This window comes from Halorhabdus rudnickae (assembly GCF_900880625.1).
GTDB classification, from domain to species: domain Archaea; phylum Halobacteriota; class Halobacteria; order Halobacteriales; family Haloarculaceae; genus Halorhabdus; species Halorhabdus rudnickae.
The window spans coordinates 66,301-89,310 of sequence record NZ_CAAHFB010000002.1 but is presented as its reverse complement, the minus strand read 5'-3'; the positions used below and the strand labels follow the sequence as shown (position 1 = coordinate 89,310).

Below are 23,010 nucleotides of genomic sequence, written 5' to 3'. Positions count from 1 at the left end.
TCCTGGAATATAGTATTCAGTAATCTTGGTGGTCTTGATAGTAAAGTGGCGAATTTAGTTCACATATTGCTTCAAGATGAGATCCGCAAATTGCTATCTTGTACGCTTGGCAAGTGCAAATGGGTAGACTGTTCCACTGTCCGCATCTCGAAGTGTCATTCCCGCTTCTGTAAGCGTCCAACGAGAGTTGACTGTATCGTCAACTAGCAGGACCGGTTCTTGGCGAACGGACTCCGTGGTTTCGAAGACGTCCTCGATATTCCACCGTTTCTGGTATGAGTTCGATAACTCATGCTGAGGTCTAGTTTCTTCGGTCTTCCGAAGCGGATTCTCATACGCGAGATCTAATCCGTCTGCAATCCGCTCTGCTAGGTCGGCGACTTGGTCGTTTCCAGAGTACGAGGGTACAGCGGTCACCCAGATTGGCTCAGGGTCCGGTCCCCAGTCCTTCTTAATGTGCTCAACAGCCGTATCAACCAACTGGTCGCTATACCCATCCTCGTTGTCTTTCTGTTCCTGTACCAGTTTACCGAGACCAGGATCTCCGTACACAGAGAGGACGCGACCGTCTTCTGGTTTTCGGGATTCAGAAATTTTCGATTTGCCACCGTCCCGTTCGGGCATGAAGTAGCGTGCCGATATTTCGTCCCACGATTCGGCGCGATAGTGCTCAACAGCCGCTTGAACGAGATTCTCATTTCGAACGGTGGACGGAAGAAAGTCATCAGTACAATTAGCACATTGGCCGCAGGGCGATTCTAGAGTCCCGTCTAGAACATCGTCGATGAATTTCGTCAAGCACGTATCGGTCTCGACGAACTCCTGAATCTGTGCTAATTCCTCCCACCGCTGCTCAGTGATTGACTCGAATCGTTCATGATCATAACTCCAATCTTTAGCTGTTCGTTCGAATCCATCATCGACCCGAATCACTGCGTTCTCGACTCGCAGGATATTCAAACACTTCGTAGCTGCTTTCCATGAGACATCTACACGCTTCAGAATCTCGTACTTGTACAGTGGCTCGTCGCTCTCCTCAATCGTTTTGAGGACAGCGTCGAACTCACTTGGCGTGGGAAACGCTTGTTCGATGAAGTATTCCGCTATGTCGTCATCCTCCTCTCCTGAAAGCAAAATCGCGAACGCCTCATCGAGCCCTCGTCCGGCGCGCCCGATCTCCTGATAGTACCTGATGAGGTTTGGTGGGCGCTGAAAGTGTATTACCCATCCAAGATCCGGTTTGTTGAATCCCATCCCGAGTGCATTGGTTGCTACCAGCGCATCAACGTCGTTCGCCATAAGTTGGTCCTCGAGTTCACGTCGCCGATCACCTTCTCTCCCGCCGTGATACGGCTTGATATTGAGTCCTTGCTTGGTGAGCCAATCAGCTACAATTTCAACCTCGTCCGTAGTCAAGCAGTAGATAATCCCCGCTGACGGCACTTCCTGAATGTTTTCCGCTAGCCATGCCAGGCGTTCGGCTCTCGACCCGATTTGGGTAGTCTGAATGCGAAGTGACTCTCTAACGAGATTGCCGCGAATAACACGGAGATTTGGGACTTGTTGGGTCACGTCCTCAATAACGCGGTCGTTCGCCGTAGCGGTCGTCGCAGCGACAGGAATGCGCTGAGGAAGCTCTTGGAGAATTCGTTTGATCCGCCGATAGTCCGGTCGAAAGTCGTGTCCCCAATCGGAGATACAATGCGCTTCGTCGACGACGAGAAGACCAAATTTGTCTTCCATCTCGAGCAAAACATCATCCTGAAACTCCTGATTTGCCAGTCGCTCCGGAGAAATCAATAGGACGTCACAGGTCCCGTCAATAACGCTCTGTTTGGCTTCTTCCCACTCTTCCGTATTGTTAGAGTTAATCGTCCAAGCCTCCAGCCCAAGCTGCTCCTCCGCATCCTGTATCTGGTTGTGCATCAACGCCAGCAACGGACTGATGATGAGTGTCGGCCCTTCACCTTGATCTCTCAGGAGTTTTGTCGCGATGAAGTAGACCGTACTTTTTCCCCACCCAGTCCGCTGAACCAGCAACAGCCGTTCCCTCTCATTTACAAGCCCATCTATCGCTTCCCACTGTTGGGGACGGAATTCAGCGTCAGGTCCGATACTACGCTTGAGGAGATGTTGTGCCTTCTCTTTTGACACTTGGCTAGAAGACGCCTTCACACCACTCCTCTATCCACCAGAATAATAATTGTTCTGCGATTGAGTACCAACTAATTCAATCGCTATAGCTGGGTTGCAGGGGAGTTTCCGAAGCTCGCGACCGTGATGCGAACCGCCGACCAACGGGGCTGTGCCTGGATCATCGTCAGTGAGTACTTCGTGTGACTTGATATCGGGGCAGCGACCAAGCGAATTGTCTACCTCACCGACCAGTCCGGGACCGATCGGATCCGTCGTCGGATACACGCTGTAATAGACGGATTTCCCGGCCTCCTCGACGACCGAGTCATCGCGCTCACCGATCACACACGGGTTATCGTACTGTTTGAAGAACGATTGCTCGGTTAGAAGGAATATAGAACCAAGCCAAAGAACTATATTACTTTGAACCGTGCGTTTCCACATGAACGACCGAAGTCCGCCAGAGGAGTTTGCAGACATCAACGAAGCGGTCGGAGAGGAATGGGAATCTGAAACGACGCCCTATGAGCGCATTCGACACGTCATTGCACATACGTACAGCCCTGTCTCAGCTGATACAGTAGCTGACGATGCACGGACCACTCCGAAGACCGCTCGAAAGCACTTAAACACACTCGCGGATGAGGGATTTGTCGAGACGACACCCGGCGAGCAGGGCGGCACGCTCTATCGCCGCTCGCCCGAATCACTCGTCGTCGAACAGGCTGCCGACATCCTCGAGCACGTCTCGACGGACGAACTTGTCACGCGAATCCAGGAGATGCGTGAGCAACTCACTAAGTATCAGGCTGAATTCGGTGTCGACTCTCCTGAAGATTTAGCCGTTAACCAGACGAATCAGGCTCTCTCAAAATCCGGATCTCCACAGGACAAGATCGACCCAGAGACGATTCGTGAGTGGAAGACGCTCCGACGAAACCTCGCGTTCGCGAACGCTGCCCTCTCGATCGGCAACGCCGAGCAGTTCGTCGATAGCGACCGTCGCTCGACTGACGACAGCGTCCCTGTCTGAGCAATGCAGGATACTTTTGACCAAGCGGAAACGCATACTCTCCGTGGGGCTACGGATCGGCCGGCGCTACTGACGATTCGCGATGTCGTCGAGGAAATGGAACCGCTTGCGACAGCCGAACTGGACGATTACTTACATCCATCCGTCCTTGAAGTCACGCTTGACGACGGGCTGTGTGCGGCCGACGAAGCTCGACTTGACATCCAGTGGACGACACGAGATGATTACAAGTTCTACTACACGGACACGGAAGGGGTGAACTTCCGATGGGGCAAGCACCCACACAGCGGAGACTATATTCATGTTTCCGGATTTGAACACTATCATCCACCACCCAATGCGAGTTCAGATCCAGACGAAGTCGAAGAGTCCTGTATTACACAGTCCCCAGAAGAATTGGTCACTCGCGCCGTTCTCAAACTCTGGCGCGTTGCCTATCACACGGACTTGTATGAACCGCTCAACAAAGGCCGTAACCCACCGTAGATACTATAATGAGTCCTTTTCGGCTCTATTGAATCCTCAACTAATACAGATTCTGGGAGAAGACGCTAAGTACAGGACACTCTCTTACCGATCATCCCGCTGAGTGTCTGCTATCCGTTAAGAACGCCGTGCAAGGTATAGAGGTTCCACGCCGACCTCCGTGCTAGCGTCGCGAGCAGCTGCCGCCAGTACGCGAACGTAGTCTGGTAGTATTCGCCGTCGTCGACGTGATAGATGACCGTCTCGAAGTCCTTGCCGACGACCTGTGGCCCATCCGAGTTTGCTCGCACTCCAGGTGGTGGTCGGCGACCGTCGCAACTGGCTCGGTGAATTCGTTTCGTTCGTTTCGAGTAACGAGCACCGGGATGTCGTACCCATCACCGTAGGTCGCCAACCGGGCGAGAGTTCGGGCCTGGAGGGTTTTCGCGTGGGATTCGCCGAGGGTATCGTCGGCGCGGTACTGGACGTCGATGGCCGGCGCGACGATGAGGGCGGGTGTGTGGGGCGACGTGTCCTCGTCACGACTCGGTTCTCCTCGACCGGCCGCCCCGGCGTCGGTGGTGGATATCTGGATCGACTTGTTCACTGCCGTCGGGAGATCACAGACGGCGCCGTAGTGCTGGTAGGCGGTAAATCCGCGTGCCACGTGGATTCGGTTGAGCAACCGTTGACTGGGCGCGATCTGGGCGAGTGTCGTCGTCGTCGCGTGCCCGTTTGCGTCAACCCAAAAGGCGGGCCCGTCGTTGAGGAGGAGGTGGTCGAGCACAAGCGACTGTAGGATCGGCACGCCGCGGCCTCCCTCGACGTCGAGCAGCGTGATGCCGTCGCTGAGTGACGGCAACAACATCTCGTCCGTAGCCGGATCGGCCTGGTCAGCAAGGGTCCGATTGCGGTCAGCGCCCCGTGTCGGCTGGTCCACCGCCAGTCGGTTCGACGGTATGTGTTCTCCCATACTTGACTAAATGTCCACAACCCCGATAAGCCGCAGCGTGGTGCTTCCGCGTTTCAGAGAAGGGTTGGACAAAATATAGAATCGGACTCAATCGCGGAATTTCTGGCATTGTTCGACTGTTTCCGAGAACATTTCCAGAGTCGAAATCGGTCAGCAACCTCAGGTTTAACCAACGAACTGGGAGAGTTGAGGTAATTTGTTGGTTAATACACTATGATCAACCGCTGATGTCGCCTCCACACGACTCTGCTGTTGACGGCCTCTGAACATCCCAAGAGTTGACCCAGAGCAGGCTCTCATATATGATATCGCTGTACTCCAGTACAAGTTCACAGAGTCTGTCTCCGCAAATCGTCATACCGACCTAGGATTTGATGTGGTCGACGATGGTTCTCAGCGTGGTGACATCGTCGCTATTGTACTGTTTGAGTCGATCCCAATCTGGTTCTTCGCCGTCAAGGAGATAATCCGGTGGCGTCGACGATGTCGTCGAACAGATTCGAGAATCCCCGCCCCAATCTGTTCTCTCATGGTTGTCATTGACACTCAGACAGAGAATCTATCGGCTGATGCCTCAGAACTCGCCGTATATTACGAACGGGAAGCGACGATCTACGATGGGGATCAGCTAGACAACCGACTCGATCAGTTCGCCAGACTTCTCATTGGGTTTTAATTTCGGGACCAACCAAGTGAATATCTCAATCAACACCCGGTCATAATAATTCTAGCGCGGGAAACTGGTCTCTGAGATGCTGCCCGAATTTTGATACCAGTGGAGGATGAGGGTTAGGGTATCGTGGTTACGCAACAGATCTCCGCTGCGGATGTTCGCTCTTGGAACTCTCTCAGTGCTATTGCAGACTCACTCGTCGGTCGCGGGCTCGAAAAATGCGAACAATCAGACGACGAGATCGAACTGGCGTTTCAGACTGGATCCTCGGTATTGCTGAAGACCGTACCGGAGGGTGAATCACCTGAAGTCGGGTTATCATTAGATCGATTCACAGATCGACACGAGCTCGTGATTGCAGTGGCCCGAGACTGGACGCAATTTGATTTGTACGCTCGACATCCAACTGAGACTGGGCTTGGAAAGCCACTAATCGTTCATTTTGGCTTCAATAGAGCAGACATCAAACCAGAGACGGGTGAAGTACGCAGAGTAGTAGAACGTTTAAATCAAATCGATGGTTATGATCCAAGCTCGCTGCCAACTCTCTTTGATGATGAGCCGCTTATCGAGAGGGTCACGACCCGCTACGAGGAGATGGTCAATACCGTCGTGGAGGCCATTCAAGCGAACCCAGATGTCGATTCTGAAACTCGGCAGCGATACGCACAGCGTCTGGTTAATCGATTCTTATATCTCTATCTTCTACAAGAAGCAGAGGTGTTGCCTGACTCGTTTTTAGAAAAGCAACAGGGTCAGGCGAGTTTGAAGGGAACACATGCCTACGAAGAAATCTACGCGCCGCTCTTCGCAGGGGAGCCGTCCAATAAGGTGGCGAGGGACCTAGGTCCGTATTTACAAAGTTTCTTGTTCGAGAAAACGAAGGCCGAAGCAGACAATCGGGTTTCCCCGCCTTCTTCAGAGTCCAATGCCAACGAGTTACTATGGAATATTGTTGGGCTGCTGCGAGACTTTGATTGGGAACTTGGCGGGCCGTATGATATTCAGCATACGACTAAAGTGACGCCACGGGTGGTAGGGCATGCGCTGGAACGGTATATTAATAAGCAGCATACAGCGGCGTATCATACTCCAGACCAGCTTCAGAATTCTCTGGTTACACGAACGCTAAGGAAATCGCTACTGAATGCCCTAAATGATGAGGTTGATGCTGACTTTGAGTCACTTAGTGCGGTGTTTGGGACAGACGCAAGTACATCCACAGGGGAGCCAGCGCTAGACGCTATAGATTGTCTTTGGAACGAGGTGCTCCCAAATTTTCGGGTGGTCGATCCTGCGGTTGGCAGCGGCTCATTTATAAGCAGGGCGCAAGAATTTCTTGCAGACATTTACACAGAGTGCCTGGAGCACCTAGATCCTGATCAGAGGAGTCTGCTTGAAAATACGCCGTTAATGGAGCGTTCAGGTGCGGAGAGTTACCAGACCCGGCTTCTAGCAGCGCAACACAATTTGTACGGAGTAGATCTAAATCCGGAAGCGATCGAGTTGACACGGTTTCGCCTTCTCCTTTCGACGTTCGAGAATCCACGTGGCGGCCGAATTGAGGGGCTGCAAGCACTCGAATATCATACGGAACGTAATTTCTTCACTGGCAACAGTCTGATCGGGCTCAGTCAACGATCCCATCCGGATACTGTTAAGGATCAACAATCACGCGAAGACTTCGACCATATTACCAATAATTATCGGGATCTGATTCAGGAATATCGCCAATCGTCACGAGACGATATTTCAGACCTGAAGGAAAATATTTCTGAGCAGACTGAAACACTGAGTCGCCAACTCACATTGACTCAATTTGAAGGGTTAGAGAGTCTTGACAGAACGATTACAGCGGACTCTCAAGTGGATCATATCATTGATGAACTTTCACCGTTTCATTGGATGGTTGAGTTCCCCAATATCATGCTGGATGGTGGGTTTGACGCCGTCATCACCAATCCGCCTTGGGGCACTCTGAGAAGCCAGAAAGAAAAAACTTCATCAAAGAGTGGCCCCAGCGAACGTCGCACTAACTACGAAAAACATGAATCGTCGAACGGTGGGCTTTTCGAAATTCAGTGTGCATACCTAACCAAGCACTATCAGACCGCAACTCATGCGGATCCCAATCTGAGCGAACTGTTCATCGAACGTGCAATGAAGATTGCTACTCCACAGGCGATGGTCTCTATCTTAGCGCCTGGGGTCCTGTTCCGAGGGTCTAAGCATGAAACACTCCGCCGAAAAATTCTGGAAGAGACCGATCTCCATCGGATTCTGGGCTTCGAAAATCATGGAATCTTCGAAGACTTTGACCGTCGATATGAGTTTGGTATCCTCGAATTTCGAAATACTGGGCCAACAAATGAGCTACACGCCCAATTCCGCCTAACATCACTGGACCTACTTACCAGGACCGAAACGGAGCTGCCAGTTCTTACCCGAAGTCTCCTCGAATCGTATTCACGCTCTATTCTTGCCTTCCCTCCCGTTGAAAATGAAGACGATGTAAGAGCGCTCGAGACGCTTGTAGGCCACAATCATTTGGATGATGAAGATGGGTGGCAGATCGCGCCCTCGCGAGGCCTCCACCAAACGCGCCAGGCAAATACCCTCTTTGATGAGCCAGGCGACTACCCAATCTATCGTGGCCGAAATATTTACCAGTACACGCATGACTCCACCTATTATGATGTAGCTCCGCCGAGCTACTGGGGGCTTGATGAATCTGCTGGCGACCAAAGTGCCAAACACGTCATCCGGAAGCGTGAACTCCGGAATCTGACAGGAGACCGTCCAATCGAAATTGACGATCATAGCCTACACTTCGAGAACGGTGAAACAATACCGCGTTCTGAAGTTCCGATGCCATATGAGGAATACCGAATTGCCTACCGTGACATCGCCGGACTATCTAACGAGCGCGCCGTTATTGCAACTGTCATCCCTCCGGATGTCCTCACTGTAAACACAATTCACACGATTCATCCATTCAGTTGGAAAACTACCGATCCGGCAAACACCACACATTCACCGGATAATCTCTTCGAACCGCGCTATACCCCTCAAGAGATATTTTGCCTTCTTGGCATCCTCAATAGCACGCCATTCGACTATTTGATGCGATCGAAAATCTCGACACATCTATCAGACTATTTAATCAATGAATCCCAGGCACCCCGTCTCTCGCCAGTCAGTGATCTGGGTGAAACTATATGGGCGCTCGCAGCGCGGCTAACCTGTTACGGAGACAGTTTTAATTTACTTCAAAAAGAATTAAACATCAATCCTATTCGAGACGTTGAAAAACGGGCGGCAGCTCAAGCAGAGATAGATGCAGCGGTGTTTCTTGCATACGGCTTCGAAGATCGAGACGTTGTTTGGTCCATGCTCGATTCTCTCCCTAGAGTTCGCTCTCCCCGGGTTCTCGATGAATCGTATTTCGAGCGTGTCGTCCGAGTATTCAGCCAGCAGCGGGGTAAATTCTAATGGCAGACGACGAACCGGGGTTATCAGACTATGTGGCACGTGCAATTGAGTTACTACCATCAGACGACGAACCAGTAGTTAGTACGGGGACCGACGAATACGCCCTCCTTGTTCGTCGGATCTGTGCACAAAAACAGTCCAACGGAAGTTTGACCGATCTTGAGGAAGGTCATATTTCTGGTCTTGTCGATCAAGCGCTCAGCCGCGCTCAAGGAGAGTCAGATGTCTTCACTGCTTTCGAGCGGGAGTTTGGCAAATTATCGAAAGCTGGTGAGGAATCTCTATATAAAATATATTTTCCACTTAATATCCGGAGTGGACGAAATGCGTCACCACCAGCGACAATCGAAGCTAATGAAACCACCATTCGAAAAATTGAGTCTGACGACTGGGAAAGCGTTATTGAGGACGCTCAAGCGGCGGTAAACCAGCAAACAGCTACCAAAGATATTCCGGATCTTCTGCAAAATAGTACAGAGATACGACTATCTCAACGTGAGTATACGTTCTATCTCTTTGAGATAGAGTCGCAAGAGTCGGAAGTGGCTTATTCATCACTCCAAGCAGATCTTGATATTATACTCGGGAAACTCAATTTCACAGCCTTTGATTGGGTGCTGGAGGAAACTTCGATGGATGAATTACGGTCCGTTGATCGCACCCGTCAAAACGTCATCAACCGTCCACAGATATTTTTGATTTGTCAGGAAGGGGAGTATGACTCGTTTAAGACACCGAATAGAGAGCTAAAGCGAACTGGTTTCCGCCTCCCCCGAGGTTTCAAAACCGATTTTGAGAGAATTCGTCGGTTTCCATTAGCCGGTGATACTGGCCCCTGTGATAGAGAACTGAGTCGGGGGTTTCGAGCACTTCATGCTGGCCTGACAGCAACTCACAACGAGAGCGCGTTCCTCTACTTCTGGCGTGGTCTTGAAGAGATTACATTCCACGATCGAGGTGACAGTTCAAAAAATGCTCTTGAACGGTGTCTTCCACTCGTTCATGATTACCTCCCCATCGCTATCTTGCAATATGTCATCGAAGACTTAGCTGAAAAGCGAAACGATATCGTGCATAGCGGGATTGAGTCGCCTGTTTACGAGCGTGATGTACTTCTACTTCGGCACATGTTGTATCGATCCCTTGATGAGCTTCTTGACCTCCAGAGGGAATACACCAGACCTGAAATTCGTGGAGTATTGAATCACGGTCTCGATAATAGCGATAGTTTACAGCAATGCCGAGAAGATTATAAAGAGAATATCGATCAATCGAAGGAATCGCTGGCAGAGCTAGATGGTGCCCGACGGTGGCGTAAGGATCGAGCGTCGTTCACTGATGTTGAACAATTGAAGCAGTTCTAACTGGAACATCTTCTCCCACTGTTCAGCCTCTGGTGTGGGTTTCACTCGGTTACAGTTGCACGCTAAGGTCCTCAAAGAGTAGAATACGCTCGTTGGGATGGTTGCCCTTGGTGATAATAATCAAACACATTCTACGTATACTTGATCCCACAATCTTCCAGCGAAGTACGTAGTTCGAGAAGTTCTTCAAGAAGAGTCCTCGTGAAGAGAAGATTTTGATTACCGATCACGTGTCGTTGTACCCTGCTTTGATTGAGGTAGAACCGTTGTATCACGTTATTGTGTGATATTTATACTGACTACGTCAACCAACAAACTTGGTCTACCAGTGATTAATAATACCTATGACATTCACCGTCGGCAATCACGCTTCTACGCGACCATGTTGAAAATAATACCCAACCAACACTTCCGTATGTGTGGCCGAAACTCTCTCTTCATCGACCAAGCCGCCCTCAAGGCTCGCTTCGATGCTGTGCTCGTCGCGGACGGAGTGTATACACAGCGATCCAATGTCGCACCCGGCGATGATTTACACATCATCACGAACGAAGCTCCCGACGCGATCGACCGTTACCACTGGGGGCTGATTCCGTTCTGGGCAGACGAGCCCGAGGAGGGAATCATCAACGCTCGTTCCGAGACCGCCGACGAGAAAATCGTCTTCGAGCAAGCGTAGGAATCCCGCCCCTGTCTGGTCCTCAGGGCTCTTGAGTGGAAAGCACCGAACGGTGGGCCGAAACAGTCGTATCGGATCTACCGAACAGATGATCTGGCCTTCACGATGGCTGGGCTCTGGACGTTTGGGGGGGGGAAACGACGAGACAATCTCGTGCGTGACGATCTTGACGACGACCCGAACAACCTGATGGAGTCCATTCACGACCGGATGCCAGTCGTCCTGTCACGGGATGCCGAGTCCCAGTGGCTTTCCGGCGGCCCGGACACTCGAAAGGGCCTGTGCCAGCCGTACCCCGGGAATGATTTGGACGCCCACGAGATCTCGAGCGGGTCAACAATCCTGCCAACGACAATCCACCGGTTATCGAGCCGCTGGACCACCAGCAATCAGGGCTCGGTGACTTCAGTTCGGGGTAGCTATCGGGTTTACGTCGTCACTGCATCGGCGACGCAGCTGCCGAATCGACGAGCAGGTACTTTCGATCCCGACTCGTGCCTTCTGCCTCGAGGAGGTTGTATTGGACCATCTTGGAAAGGTACGTTCGGACAGTTCGTTTTGTCCGGGGGTCGTCGACATCCTCGGTATAACGCTCATGAATCTCGCTTGGATCGACCGGGCCGTGATCGCGTACGATATCGTAGACGACCTGCTGGTGTGGGGTGAGTGAATCGAGGCTCTTCTGTTTGATTTGGGCTCGAGCGTCTTCAGCGGCATTCTGGAGGATGTTATCGGTAATTCTCTCGCAGTTCTCGCGATCGGCCTTGCTGGCCGCTGTTCGGAGGATACCGATAGCGAGGCGGGCGTCGCCGGCGGCTGCATCGGCGATCCGATAGAGGTGATCGTCAGTGATGATGTCCTCATCGAGACCCCACTTGGCGCGGGCGCTAAGAATGTCAAACAACTGATCGTCGTGGTACTTGTCCATTCGGACGTGTTCACTTGAACGGAGTCGACTCACGAGACGGTCGTCGACGCGGCTGAACAGCTCTTCTTCTTTGTTCGCGATACAGATAATCGCAAACTGAGGCAGGCTGTGGAGGTCGTAAATGACGCTTGGATCTTCAAGCTGGTCCACCTCATCGAGGATGATGACTGTTCGCGGGCCGTCGTATTTTTGGAGGCGTTCGACGAGTTCGTCGTGGGGTGTCGACTGCCGGTGGATGTCGATGGTTGCGCCGAGATCGTCGAGAATCTGGTAGAGCGCCCGGAATCGGTTGTAGTTGCGCCAGCAGTTGACGTAGGAGGTCTCAACGTCGAGGACCTCTTCACGCATGCGTTCGGTGACAAATTTCGAGATACATATCTTGCCAGTGCCGCTGGGCCCAGTGACGATAGCCGTCTCGGCGGGTTCCCCGTTCGTAATCGGTTCAAGAATACTGGATAGGTGATTGACTTCGGCGTCGCGATGCTCGACTTCACGAGGGACGAACCCGGCACGGAGGACGCGAGCATCGCGGATCATCTTTACTTGATAGACTGGTTTTCTGGCTAGTACTAAAAACGTGACCGGGTTGCTTCCGGAAATGCGCCATTGGATGGCCTCATCGCTACCTCGATCACGGTGACGTTTTGTGGTTTTGTTTGCGGAAGATTCGCACTTCCGGGAACTTCCGGAAAGCCCTCTGCTTATGGAAAGTGCTTCTACTCTGCAGATGGAAGCTGGGATAACCAGGTCAGGACAGTTTGCTCAGCATCGTCGATATCTGAAATCGAGCTTGGCCCACCGAGGAGATTTTTCACACTCTCACTCGTTACAGCTGGTTCTACAACAGTCGCTTGTTTGGCTTCGGCGACCTGACCACTCCGGGTAACAGACGATCCACTCTCTCCACGCTGACCACAAACGAACTCCACATTATCGACTTCTGCTGGGGCCGCTTCGCGGACGAGCGCTTCGAATAGTGGATCTCCAGGTAGGAGTAGCCGAATCGACGGGAACTGCTCAGCAATCTCTGGGTTGAACGTCACGACAACACCGCCACCCCCTCCAAGCTCTGCCTGAGCTGTCTCCCCGAGGGATTCTGGCATTGCTACTGCATCCTCTTCCGGGAGTTCTAGAACGTATGCATCGTTGACGATGTCTTCAAAGTCGTCGGCGCGGGCATGGTTTCGGAGGGCAGTAAACGACCACTCCGTCTCCTCGAGGCGTTCACTTTGCGTAAGCTGTGTCTCGATCGTCTCCAAGCTCACCAACGGTTCATACGACCGCTCACCGGTCCCGATCTCATCGAATGCAGGATAGCAATAGGGTTCCCATCCGTCAAGTCCGGCACTCTCGATTATCGTCTCTTTCGTCGATACCTCTTCTGGCTCACCTGCTAGCCCAGTCTTCTCGGCTTTCTCCTGGGCACGTTTTGCCCGTGAATCTGCTTCTTCGACGACTTGCTCACTGGGCTCTCTGGTGTCATCCGACCCGGAACTACCCATAACGGCGTCTTTGATGTCCTGCTCGATGCTGTTCAGTACCGGACGCATCGGCCCAACCACGTTCTCGAACAGCTGTAACCTTCCCTCCAGTTCCTCGTAGATGTCGCCGTCGATGCTGTCCTTGTAGGCGTAGTTGATGATCTTCACGACCTCGTTCTTCTGGCCAATACGGTCGATTCGACCGATGCGTTGTTCAACCCGCATCGGATTCCACGGCAGATCGAAATTGATCAGCGCATCCGCAGTCTGGAGGTTCAGCCCCTCACTCGCGCTATCTGTACAGATCAGGATATTGGTGTCTCCGTCAGTGAAATCTCGCTTGATCGCCTCTTTACCGACGTTCACCCACTCCCCGGACGTTTCGTCGTACTGCATTCCGCCACCACCACTGTACGTACCGACGTTCGGATGCGTGTCTGTCAGGGTCTCACGAATATGCTCGAGGGTGTCGTGATACTGCGTGAAGATGATGATGTTATCTCGGGCGCTCTGACGGAGTGAACGAATGTCGCGGCGCAGCTGCGCTACCTTCGGGTCGGTGTGGGCCTGCCTGAGATCGTCCACGAACTCTTGGAGGGCCGTCCGCTCCGCTTGAATCACGTCAGCCGCGCCACGACTACTCGGCTGATAGGCGTCGAGAGATGCTTGGCCGATCGCCTCGTCGATGGTCGCCTCCGTCACTCCAGCGTCCCTACTAAGCTCGGAGACCTCTTCGGTCATGTCCTCCACCTTTTGGTCGAGTTTCTCCATCCGGCGCTGGAGGCTCTGCTTGATGGCGTGGAGACTGCTCGTCAGCCGCTGACGATACGTGGTCATCACGAAGCCCAACGCGAGCTTCTCCTTCCCGGTCAGGACTTTCTGCGACTGCTTGTACGTCTCATCAATATACTGCTCTACCTGATCGTACAGCGGGGCTGCGTCACCCAGTTCGATACGTTTTGTCTCGACATCCCGAGTCGGAACCGTATCGTCGAGCAGTCCGAGATCCTGACACTGCTCCAAGACCGCCCGAGTATTCCGGAAGATCCGGGACTGAACCGGTGTCGCCCACTGAGAAGCCTCCACTAGTGCGCTCCACTCCGTTGGCCCACAGTCGAAAATGAGCGAGCGCGGATCGTCAAACCGAGGCGAGGTTTCGCGCACACCGACAAGTTTCTCGAGGGCTTTCCGCTGTTGAATCGATTCCGTGTCCGTCGCTTCGACTAGCGCCTTCGCTTGCTTGTCGTAGCCCGGATTCGAGGTGAGATGCTCGTGAATGAGCTTCCCGAACCGTTCGATTCTTGGCCGACCTTCGTCCTTTTCAAGATCTAACTCTTTCTGAAATTGCTGGAGGACTTGTTGCTGTCCATCAGTGACATTTTGATAGCGAGACCCGACGGTACTGAGGCTCTCCTCGAGTACTTGCCGTGTTTCGAAGAACTCGACGAATCGATCTTTGTCGTCCCACCCCTCTGGGAGATCGCACAGTCGAAGGAGATCGTAGAGCTCGCCAACATTCAGCTGCATGGGCGTCGCTGTGAGAGCGTAGAGACACTGGGAGGCCTCTTCCGCCTGTCCGAGCAGGTCGTAGAGTTTTGTCTCCTCGCGAGCACTGTGAGCCTCGTCGACGACCGTGAGGTCCCACATGTTTTCGTCGATGCGGGGGGCGACGTGTGCTTGGTTACCTTCACGACGGGCGGTATGCCACGACTCGATTACAACGGTTGGCTCATCCCTCGCCGTAACGAACGAACCAATCGGCGTCTTCTCCCACGCGTCGGCGTCGACCGCTCCAGATGTGGGGATGCGGTGATTCTCTGCGTCTCCGAGAGGGCCGATCATGTAATCGCCATCGTAGGACCGTTCGTGATAGTATGCGTGGATATTGAAACGGTCGAGGAGTTCGCCCTGCCACTGCTGGACTAACCCTGCGGGAACAAGAAACAGCGCTTGCTCAACTTCCCCGACCTGCATCAGGCGTGAGAGTGTCAGGCCTGCCTCGATGGTTTTGCCGAGCCCTACCTCGTCACAAAACAGGAGGTTATTCGGGTAGACACTGACTGCGGTATCGGAGATCGTTCGCTGGTGGGGCCAGGGTGTGACAGTGCTGATCTCCTCTGCGAGGTGGATTCCTCCCGGTGTTCGTCCGGCAATCGAGACGACGCCGGCGGTATCGTCTTCGGGTACCGTCGTCTGGGGATTGTGATTCTTGACGCGTTCGACGTGTTCCTCGAGCGTTCCATCGGTGTCCTTCCAGTCGATGAGGTCCTGGCGTGCAGCTTCATCGAGTTCGAAGACATCAACAGAGGGGTGGAAGCCGTTCCAGAGTGCGTTGAACGTCGAGACGTCTTCCTCGACGTACTTCGCTTCGCCGCGGGTCCAGGAGCGATGGACTTTGAAGCGTTCGTAGTTGTACTGCCACGCGCTGAGCGTCTCGTTGATGCTCCCTTCGAAGCTGATCTTGTTGCCCTCGCGATCGACACCGATCCCGAGCTTCGGGTGAAAGAGTCCGTCACCGCCTTTGGGATCGCCGACCTTGATCTGGAGGTCGCCGCGGTCGAGGAGAGTCGCGATGATGGTGAGTTGGGACTCAACCCAGGGTTCGAGGGGTTCATCTGCGTCAGGGAACATCGCTCCCTTCTCGCGCTTCTGGAGGTCGGCTCCAGCGATGACACGCACTGTTCCATCAGTTTCGAGGACAGAGTCAATCCCTTCGAGAGCGTGTGCGAGACTCCGAAGACTGAGATAGCCGGCGAGTCGATCGTAGCGGATGACCCTGTTGAGGAATGGCCGGTAGAACGTCTCCATGAGCGTCCGGTTGGTCCGGAACTCGCTCTCGTACACCGGCTCCCAGGAGACGTCCTGTAGCGACATTACTGGTGATCACCGAGTTCGGTTTGCCTGTCTTCGCCGGACATATCGATGTGGTCAAGATTGATGTCCAGATAATCCCCGGTTTCACCGGAGACAAGGTTCACCAGGACTTCTCGCATATCCGAATCGGTCGGGAGGACCTCCAAAAGGGCCGTAACCGTGGCTTCGAACTCTTGATTCGACTTGAGATCCCTGTCGGAAAGCCACTCCCAGGCAGATCGAGGGCCTTCACGCTCGTATACATGGATCGCTCCGTGGACCGTGTCAATTGTGTAGGTAAACCTCGTATCAGTCGGATCTACGGGGTACTTGCGAGAAGAGGGGTTATCGGCGCTATCGCTCTTCAGCAAGACGATATCCTGCACTCGGTCGGTATGGTCCTTCAGGACGATATCTTTCTGACTCTTTCCCCAGATTTTCGTCGTACGCTTGATGTTGTCAATATCAACGTTTGCTGCGACACCTAGCTGCCGGGCTTCGTCATAGGGGATAGTATCGTTTTCGTAGATTAGCCAAGAGAGGATATACCAACGTGTGAGAGAGTCAAGTTGCTCAAGCCCCTCAGTTTTGAGGAAGCGTTCAGCAAGAACGCCCGTCACTGCTTCCCGCGCCTGACTAAGAGCTTCTCGGGGGCGAATCTCTTCCCCCTTCTTATTCACTACTGGGAAGGCTTCTGCGTATTTCTGAAGCGTTGGGCCATATGCAGCAATCGCCGTGTCGGTTTTAGAAATGTTATATCCAGAATCAAGAATCTCTTCGGCTTGGTTACGTGCTGCTTGTCGGATCCCATCTTGGACATCCTCCCAAAGTGTCCGTTCTGGTGACTCCGTATCCTGCTTACGCGCCACTAGGAAGATGGAGCTATCCGCACTTGCTTTACCTTGTACGCCAATCCGATCCGACATTTCTGTCTTGATTGGGTGCGTCGCCGTGATGGTGAATCCCGCACTGATGAGGGCAGAGGTGAGAGTGTCCCAAGCATCCATTTCTCGGTGGGTGAACATCACCGTCATCACCCCACCGGAACTGAGGAGTTTCTGGACCTCTGCGAAAATCTCCTCCATCTTACTCTCGTAATGCTGGTCGGCAAGATCGTCCTTCGATTGTTCGTCGTCTGCGATTTCCTCGAATCGATAAGGGTTCGCAACTGCTTCGTTATCTTTGTCCGTTAGACTTGAGCTGTAAATGTCGGGATGGATATCCTCCAGATACTCTTTCTGGGTGACGTAGAACACATCTGAGAGTTCTGCGTACATAATACTGCTATAATACGGAGGATCAACAATCGCTGCATCAACAGATCCGGATTCAAATTCAGTCGTTAACTGACCAGCATCCATAGATACAACTTCTGCCGAATTTGTGTCTGGAAGATAGTTCACCAGTTTTTCGTACGCATCAATAACATGTTCTGAGTGTTTGCGGTATCCTCTACGAGGAGCAGATAAGTTATTGTCAACAGACATTTTTTTCATAATTAGATTGTTATCTGTGAATATATGACTGCCATATCCCCTAGAATCACGCCATTGATTTAGTCGAGAATTGTAGTTCATCGCACGGCTCGCTGCCAGAGATAATACTGTTAGAATTGCAGTCGCCCGTTGTTCTTCATACTCATCCGTTATCTTTGGTTTGTATTCCTCAAATGCTTGGAGAAACTCGTACTGAACAACGAGTTGGCGGGGTGTGAAAATATCTCGCCACTCATGCATCCCGTAACTACTGGGATCACTTATTCGACTACTCACATCAACAGGTTCGCTGAGGAATGTTAGGAGGTCAAAATCAGATTCCACACGTTGCTTGGCCTTTTCCATTCCCTTCTGGTCGTATTCATTACCCGCTCGATACTTTCGTTCACCGGTCGATGTTTCGTAGTTCACTCCGTATATACTGAATTCAAAATCCCCATCATGGATTTTCTCCTGTACATCTTCTTGTTCGTTAACAACGTCACAGTGGGGACATTCAGCGCTCTCCCCTCGTAGTGGGCCATCTTCTGGGTCATAGGTGTCTGGCGCATCCTCTACTCGGGTGTATGTGTATCGCACCTCTCCGTCTTCGTACACGGGAAGTATCGCATCGCCACCGTCCGAGTCTTTATTCAGCCACCACTTGGAGACGAGAGGTATCTCTCCCCCACAGGATTCACATTGTATGACATAGGTCATCGCCGAGTTGAGGATTTGGCGACCCGGATCTTCTGTGGGATAGTAGGGCTCAATATTCTCTCTGGCAGTATCGAGAATCTTGTCTCGCCATTCACGGATGGCTGGATCGAGCGAACCCACCTCTGGTGCGTATTCCAGACCCGCCTTCAGAATAAGCGATGGAACTGGGTTCAGCTCGTTCGCTTTCGCCGGAATTCCGTACCGAATCGCTTCAAATGGAATAATCCCTCGACCTGTGGTCGGATCAAGAATTGTTGGTAGTTCTCCACCCCACGCTTCTCGAAGCTTCGACTGGAGATTCTTGATTTCAGCCTCTGTCGGAGATTGGGTATTGGGGTTCGGATAATCGTAATGGTCGTCGAGAGTGCCGTTTCCCTTCTTTTCGGTGAATTTCTCTTCGACGTAGTCCGCAATACCGGTGTCCATCTCCTTCGGCCCAATTTTCATCAGACGAAGGAGTTCGTCAGAGTCGATTTCCCCGGGGTAGACAGAAGCCAATACGGCCAGTCTGACTGCTGGTGTAGGTCGCGCAGCAAACCATTTGTGGAGGCTCCGAAGCGCGTGATAGCGCCCGGATTCCATATCTTTCTGACTCTCAATGTCGATTGCATTGAGGGGGAGCTGTGACTCGATTGCAACGTTCTCAGGAACCTCTGCTTCGTCTAGGAATGATTTCTCAGACATTGGTAACTTTAGATGTGGTCGGCAAGTAGGACGCGAAGTGCTTTCGTACCGTTGGGTGAGGACGGCGAGCGAGCCTTGGCGTGCCAGTAGTAGCATTCGCCCAGGCTCATCTGATCGATTCCCTTTGCGACTTCACGGAGACGATCCCGGCGTCGCATCGGCTTCATCGCTCGGAACGCGATCGAAAGCCGAACACCGGCAGCTTCGGGGAGACTCACGCTTGCTGGCTCTCCTGTACAGACGGTTTCAGGATCAAGACTTAGCTCCCGGAAGGTGGATTCGATGAGGAAGCTCACCTCGTTGAACGCCCCACCGCGTAACGTCGCGATACGAATCGCACACCAGTCATCCCAGTCGTATGCCGCGTCATCTGCCCCGGGGAGCTCGGACGGAGAACGGTCGCCGATAATGGCTTCTTCCAGTTCGTGTACTGGGACGCTTACTGCTTTTTGGGTTCTCTCGAACCGTTCTCGCCGAGCCGTTGCGATATCACGGGGCGCCAGCTCGTAGAGCGTGATTTCGTGCTGGTCATCGACTCGATCACGCGTCAACACGAACGTCGGTCGATTCCCGTACGCGCCAGTGGTAAAGGCGAACGAATTCCCCTCAGCGATCCCCTGGCTCATACTTTGGTGACCTCGCTGGATTCGATCACACGGATCTGGGTGTGCATCGTGACGGTGAACGCGTTGTCGACAGCGAGGAGTTCGTCGAGCGCATCGAACATTTCCCCATAAATTCGGTCGTCATCCCTTTTGAAGTCGATGGCAAACTCGGCCTCTGCGGTACGACCACCATCCGGATTCGCGAGGTCCTCTGGCTCCATATTGAACCGGAGATGGTTCGCGAAGACGTCCGGGCTGCCTTCGAAATCGACTTCGAACTCCGATTTCGATTCAGCACCGTCGTTGGCTTCATAATCGAAGTCCATTGTGGTGTCGTCTGCGAAATCATCTGAGTTGCTGAGCTTGTTCGCAGTGAACCACGTACCTTTCCACGCATCAGCCCCGTCCAGATGAATCCAGACGCATTCGACGATAGGCGTCAGTTCGTCAGGGTGTCCGCCGTATTCCTCACGAGCGCTGGTAAGTTCGTCTGCGATGTCAGCCCGCATTTCCTGAAGGGCTCGGGAGACGTGTGCAGGCTCGGAGGTGCGAACTTCGATGAGTTTACTGAACGGTTCAGGCTCGTCATCACCACCTGAAATGCCCCCACCCCCGCCAGTGGGCTCATCATCGTCGTCAGTAGTCTCGTCCTCTTGCTCTTCGTCTTCGTCGGGTTCCTCCCAGTCGATCTCACTCCCGACGTCGTCGACCAGCTCATCGAGCGAGGTATAGAGTGTGTGCGACTGAGAGAGTTTCACGTCCTGATAGCTGAGGCCCGCGTGCAGATTCTTCGCGTCGTCGAGTTCGTGATCGGTCGACGTGAGTGTCGTCTCAGGCGTGTAATAGCCGGTCTTCTGTTCCTCGTCCCAGTATGCGTACCCGTCTTCACGGACGAGCTGGGCGATCGTCTTTCGCAGGGGAATCGGTGACAGGAGAATCTCTGCATCCTGACGCTTCCCGAACTGTTCTTCTATCGCTCGCGTCGTCATTGAGGCCGAACCGACGTTCCAGATCGTCGCCTCAAACCAATCAACACCGTAGGCGTCCTCTCCTTCGGGGATGATCGCACCTGCTTCATCGAGCTTCTCGATGACACTCTGATGGATGGTGCTGTCGGTGGTAACATTCCGATGGCCGAGTCCACTTTCGGTCGGGAAGTAAAGATGCGTATACGCCTTTTTGATGTCCTGATCGAGCGTGCCCTTTGCGCTATGGAGACGCTCTTCGAGCTTGTCTTGCTGTTCAGTGTTGAGTTCGTACTGGTCGTCGAGATTATTCTGGATGTGTTTGATGGCGGCAACGCGCTCTGCGGTCCGCTTTGCGTCAGTCACGTCGTTCGCGCTCGCTGCGAGGAAGACGACGTTGTTCTTGAACACCCGTGGCGTCTTCTGCCCTCCGCTCGACGATGCTGTATTCTTGAACAGCGTTTGGATTGCCTCAGGGACGGTCTCGTAGTCCGTGATGGTGACCGTATCGAAGTCCATCACGCACAGATGCGCTTCGTCGGCTGTATCCGGAATCTCGTGCGGCTCCTCCGGACCGACAATCACGCTCAGACTACCCTGACCGAGCGCTTCGTCGAGGGCTTCTTCGAGATGCCGGCGAGCGAGCCCGTCTTGCAGCTGTTCGACGACGGAATCGATGAGTTTCGTGAGGTTCGGCTCTGACTTGAACTGTATTTTCTCACCGCTGTCTCCGTGCAGGTAGAAACACGCAGACCGGCGCCCCTCTCCAAGAAGGTTATTCAGCGCATCGTCGTAGTGCGCCAACTCGACCTCGGTGTTGGCAATCGCGTGCCGAAGAGGCCGGCGTGTAGTGCCGCGACCGTCGGCCCCCTTTACGATGCTTTTCCAGAGGATTGCCGTCGTCAGATGTGTTCCGAGTGGGGGGTGTCCGTTCTTGACCCAATTCCGGTCCTCTTCCTCTGCGTTTGCCGTGCCATCTTCCGAGAAGATGTCGGCTTTGATTGCGGCCTCGAAGTCCATGTCAACCGACGAGAATAGTCGGAGAAGGGTCGAACGAACGTCCCCATCGGAGGGATGCATATCAAATAGACGGACGAAGTGACGTTCTTGGTAGTCGCTCTGGTGCTGCCAGAGGCGATAGACGGCGCGAGAGAGGAGTTTAAGCGCGCCACGAGTGCGCTGGAACGACGGGAGGGAATCCAGTTCCTCTGTGAGTGTATCGATGACCGTCGGATGAATCGGATAGCTGTCTTCGAGGCGGTCTCGATGCTCCGGGTTTGTCGCACTATCGGGGAAGGAGTCACGATCACCCGTATAGAGGGACATATAGGCATCTACGGTCGCATCGCGCCCATCTTCTGCGACCCTCTCGAACAAGCGGTGTCGTAGGACAGCTGCAATTTCGTTGTCCTCCGTCGGTGTGATGGAGCTCTCGACACGGTCGCTGATACTGTTGAACTCAGAGATGGTCTCGGAGACGAGACCGCGGACGTCTTCGGCTTGGTCGGCGAAGGCGGTATCCGCGATACTGAGGACAACAGTAACCTTGTCGTTGTTCTGTGTCGCGGACAGCAGCGACATCAGGAAGGTATTCGTCTGCTTTGCGAGAGTCGAATCTCCGATTTCGACAGCGGCAGCTTGCTCGAGATATGCGGCGATCTCGTCGATAAGGATGAGCGACGGATTGTCGTTCCGCTCGAAGAGACGCTCGAGTTTGGTAGTTCCCGGGGGCGTTCGGTTCTCGTCGTTTTCGCGCAGGAACTCGTAGCCTTCCCGTCCGAAAAGCTGGTACGCCATTTCGCCCCACATCGTCTTCGTCGCAGGGGCGTCAGGGTCGTCGTAGTTCGAGCGGGCGTCCTCGGCGTCGACGTGTGTACCCACAAAGACAGCCGAGTTGACGTCGAGACCGAGTGCAGCGGCGTCAGTATACTCGTCAGCGATGTCCTGGTCGAGGATGAAGTCAGACAGATCGGGGACGGCACTCGGCGATTCTGCGAGGTGATATGCGGCGATTTGGTTGTGGGTTTTCCCGCCGCCGAAGCTGGTATCGAGCCGGAGAATCCCGTTGGTGCCGGTATAGTCGTCGTTATGCGCGCCGATGAAACGGGTTGCGAGACGTGTGAGAAGCTCCTGTAGACCGCTAGTGGGGTAGGTTTTCTCGAAGAAGAGCCGAGGGTCAGCGTAGACATCAGGAGCGTCGTCGCTGTGGGCGACGTCCGCGAGACTGGCTGCGAATTGGTCCTCGGCAAGTTCTCCGGTGAGAACGTCCTGACGAGGTTCACAGGTGTCGAAAATACTCGGCGTCCGATTCGTCGTGCCAGTGGTTGTGGGCGTATCGCTCATTCGTTGGTAAATGTGGTTTCGTTGGCGCGTTCTTTAAGGAGCGTCTTGATTACTGAATCGAGGGACGTGTGGTCTTCTTCGTCCTTGATCTCCTCTAGCTGTTCTTTCGTCCAGTCCTGTACCCGTATCATCGGCATAATT

11 protein-coding genes and 2 pseudogenes are annotated in these 23,010 nt (G+C 53.3%); 5 read left to right on the top strand and 8 right to left on the bottom strand.

What is annotated here, in order from left to right; genetic code table 11:
• Positions 1 to 93 precede the first annotated feature (93 nt).
• On the bottom strand, positions 94 to 2,175 hold the full coding sequence (locus BN2694_RS11810; RefSeq protein WP_210408968.1) for a RecQ family ATP-dependent DNA helicase: 2,082 nt from the start codon (positions 2,173 to 2,175) through the stop codon (positions 94 to 96).
• Positions 2,176 to 2,578: 403 nt separating this feature from the next.
• Between BN2694_RS11810 and BN2694_RS11800 the strand changes: the two genes are divergently transcribed.
• Positions 2,579 to 3,169: a DUF7342 family protein gene (locus tag BN2694_RS11800; RefSeq protein WP_135665736.1), complete on the top strand. Its 591-nt coding sequence runs from the start codon at positions 2,579 to 2,581 to the stop codon at positions 3,167 to 3,169.
• A 3-nt stretch (positions 3,170 to 3,172) separates the two neighbouring features.
• Entirely contained in the window at positions 3,173 to 3,655 is a 483-nt protein-coding gene (locus BN2694_RS11795) for a hypothetical protein (RefSeq protein ID WP_135665734.1), read from the top strand.
• A gap of 141 nt (positions 3,656 to 3,796) precedes the next feature.
• Here the strand turns inward: BN2694_RS11795 and BN2694_RS11790 are convergent.
• Positions 3,797 to 4,502 (bottom strand): annotated as a pseudogene (locus BN2694_RS11790) (hypothetical protein); the annotation flags it as partial.
• A 904-nt stretch (positions 4,503 to 5,406) separates the two neighbouring features.
• On the opposite strand from BN2694_RS11790, the gene BN2694_RS11785 reads away from it, so the two are divergent.
• From BN2694_RS11785 to BN2694_RS11775, 3 genes and pseudogenes are all read left to right on the top strand, one after another.
• Positions 5,407 to 8,772 carry an Eco57I restriction-modification methylase domain-containing protein gene (locus BN2694_RS11785; protein ID WP_135665731.1) on the top strand — a complete coding sequence of 1,122 codons (3,366 nt, stop codon included), beginning with the start codon at positions 5,407 to 5,409 and terminating at the stop codon, positions 8,770 to 8,772.
• Positions 8,772 to 10,136, top strand: a complete 1,365-nt coding sequence (locus BN2694_RS11780) for a hypothetical protein (protein ID WP_135665729.1) — start codon at positions 8,772 to 8,774, stop codon at positions 10,134 to 10,136. Before BN2694_RS11785 ends, BN2694_RS11780 begins: the two co-directional genes overlap by 1 nt.
• A gap of 382 nt (positions 10,137 to 10,518) precedes the next feature.
• Positions 10,519 to 11,085, top strand: a pseudogene (locus tag BN2694_RS11775) (SOS response-associated peptidase); the annotation flags it as partial.
• Positions 11,086 to 11,251: 166 nt separating this feature from the next.
• Here BN2694_RS11775 and BN2694_RS11770 read toward each other — a convergent pair.
• The 6 genes from BN2694_RS11770 to BN2694_RS17955 form a co-directional block, all read right to left on the bottom strand.
• Positions 11,252 to 12,280, bottom strand: coding sequence for a Cdc6/Cdc18 family protein (locus tag BN2694_RS11770; protein WP_135665727.1), 1,029 nt, complete (start codon positions 12,278 to 12,280; stop codon positions 11,252 to 11,254).
• A 179-nt stretch (positions 12,281 to 12,459) separates the two neighbouring features.
• Positions 12,460 to 16,098, bottom strand: a complete 3,639-nt coding sequence (locus BN2694_RS11765) for a DEAD/DEAH box helicase (RefSeq protein ID WP_135665725.1) — start codon at positions 16,096 to 16,098, stop codon at positions 12,460 to 12,462.
• Positions 16,098 to 18,956 (bottom strand): DUF1156 domain-containing protein, encoded by a 2,859-nt coding sequence (locus tag BN2694_RS11760; RefSeq protein ID WP_135665723.1) that lies wholly within the window; start codon positions 18,954 to 18,956, stop codon positions 16,098 to 16,100. The genes BN2694_RS11765 and BN2694_RS11760 overlap by 1 nt, the downstream gene beginning before the upstream one ends.
• 8 nt (positions 18,957 to 18,964) lie before the next feature.
• Positions 18,965 to 19,582 carry a DUF7680 family protein gene (locus tag BN2694_RS11755; protein ID WP_135665721.1) on the bottom strand — a complete coding sequence of 206 codons (618 nt, stop codon included), beginning with the start codon at positions 19,580 to 19,582 and terminating at the stop codon, positions 18,965 to 18,967.
• Positions 19,579 to 22,869 carry an ATP-binding protein gene (locus BN2694_RS11750; protein WP_135665718.1) on the bottom strand — a complete coding sequence of 1,097 codons (3,291 nt, stop codon included), beginning with the start codon at positions 22,867 to 22,869 and terminating at the stop codon, positions 19,579 to 19,581. The genes BN2694_RS11755 and BN2694_RS11750 overlap by 4 nt, the downstream gene beginning before the upstream one ends.
• Complete coding sequence (locus tag BN2694_RS17955; protein ID WP_280176682.1) at positions 22,866 to 23,000, bottom strand: hypothetical protein; 135 nt, start codon at positions 22,998 to 23,000, stop codon at positions 22,866 to 22,868. Before BN2694_RS17955 ends, BN2694_RS11750 begins: the two co-directional genes overlap by 4 nt.
• Positions 23,001 to 23,010: the final 10 nt, after the last annotated feature.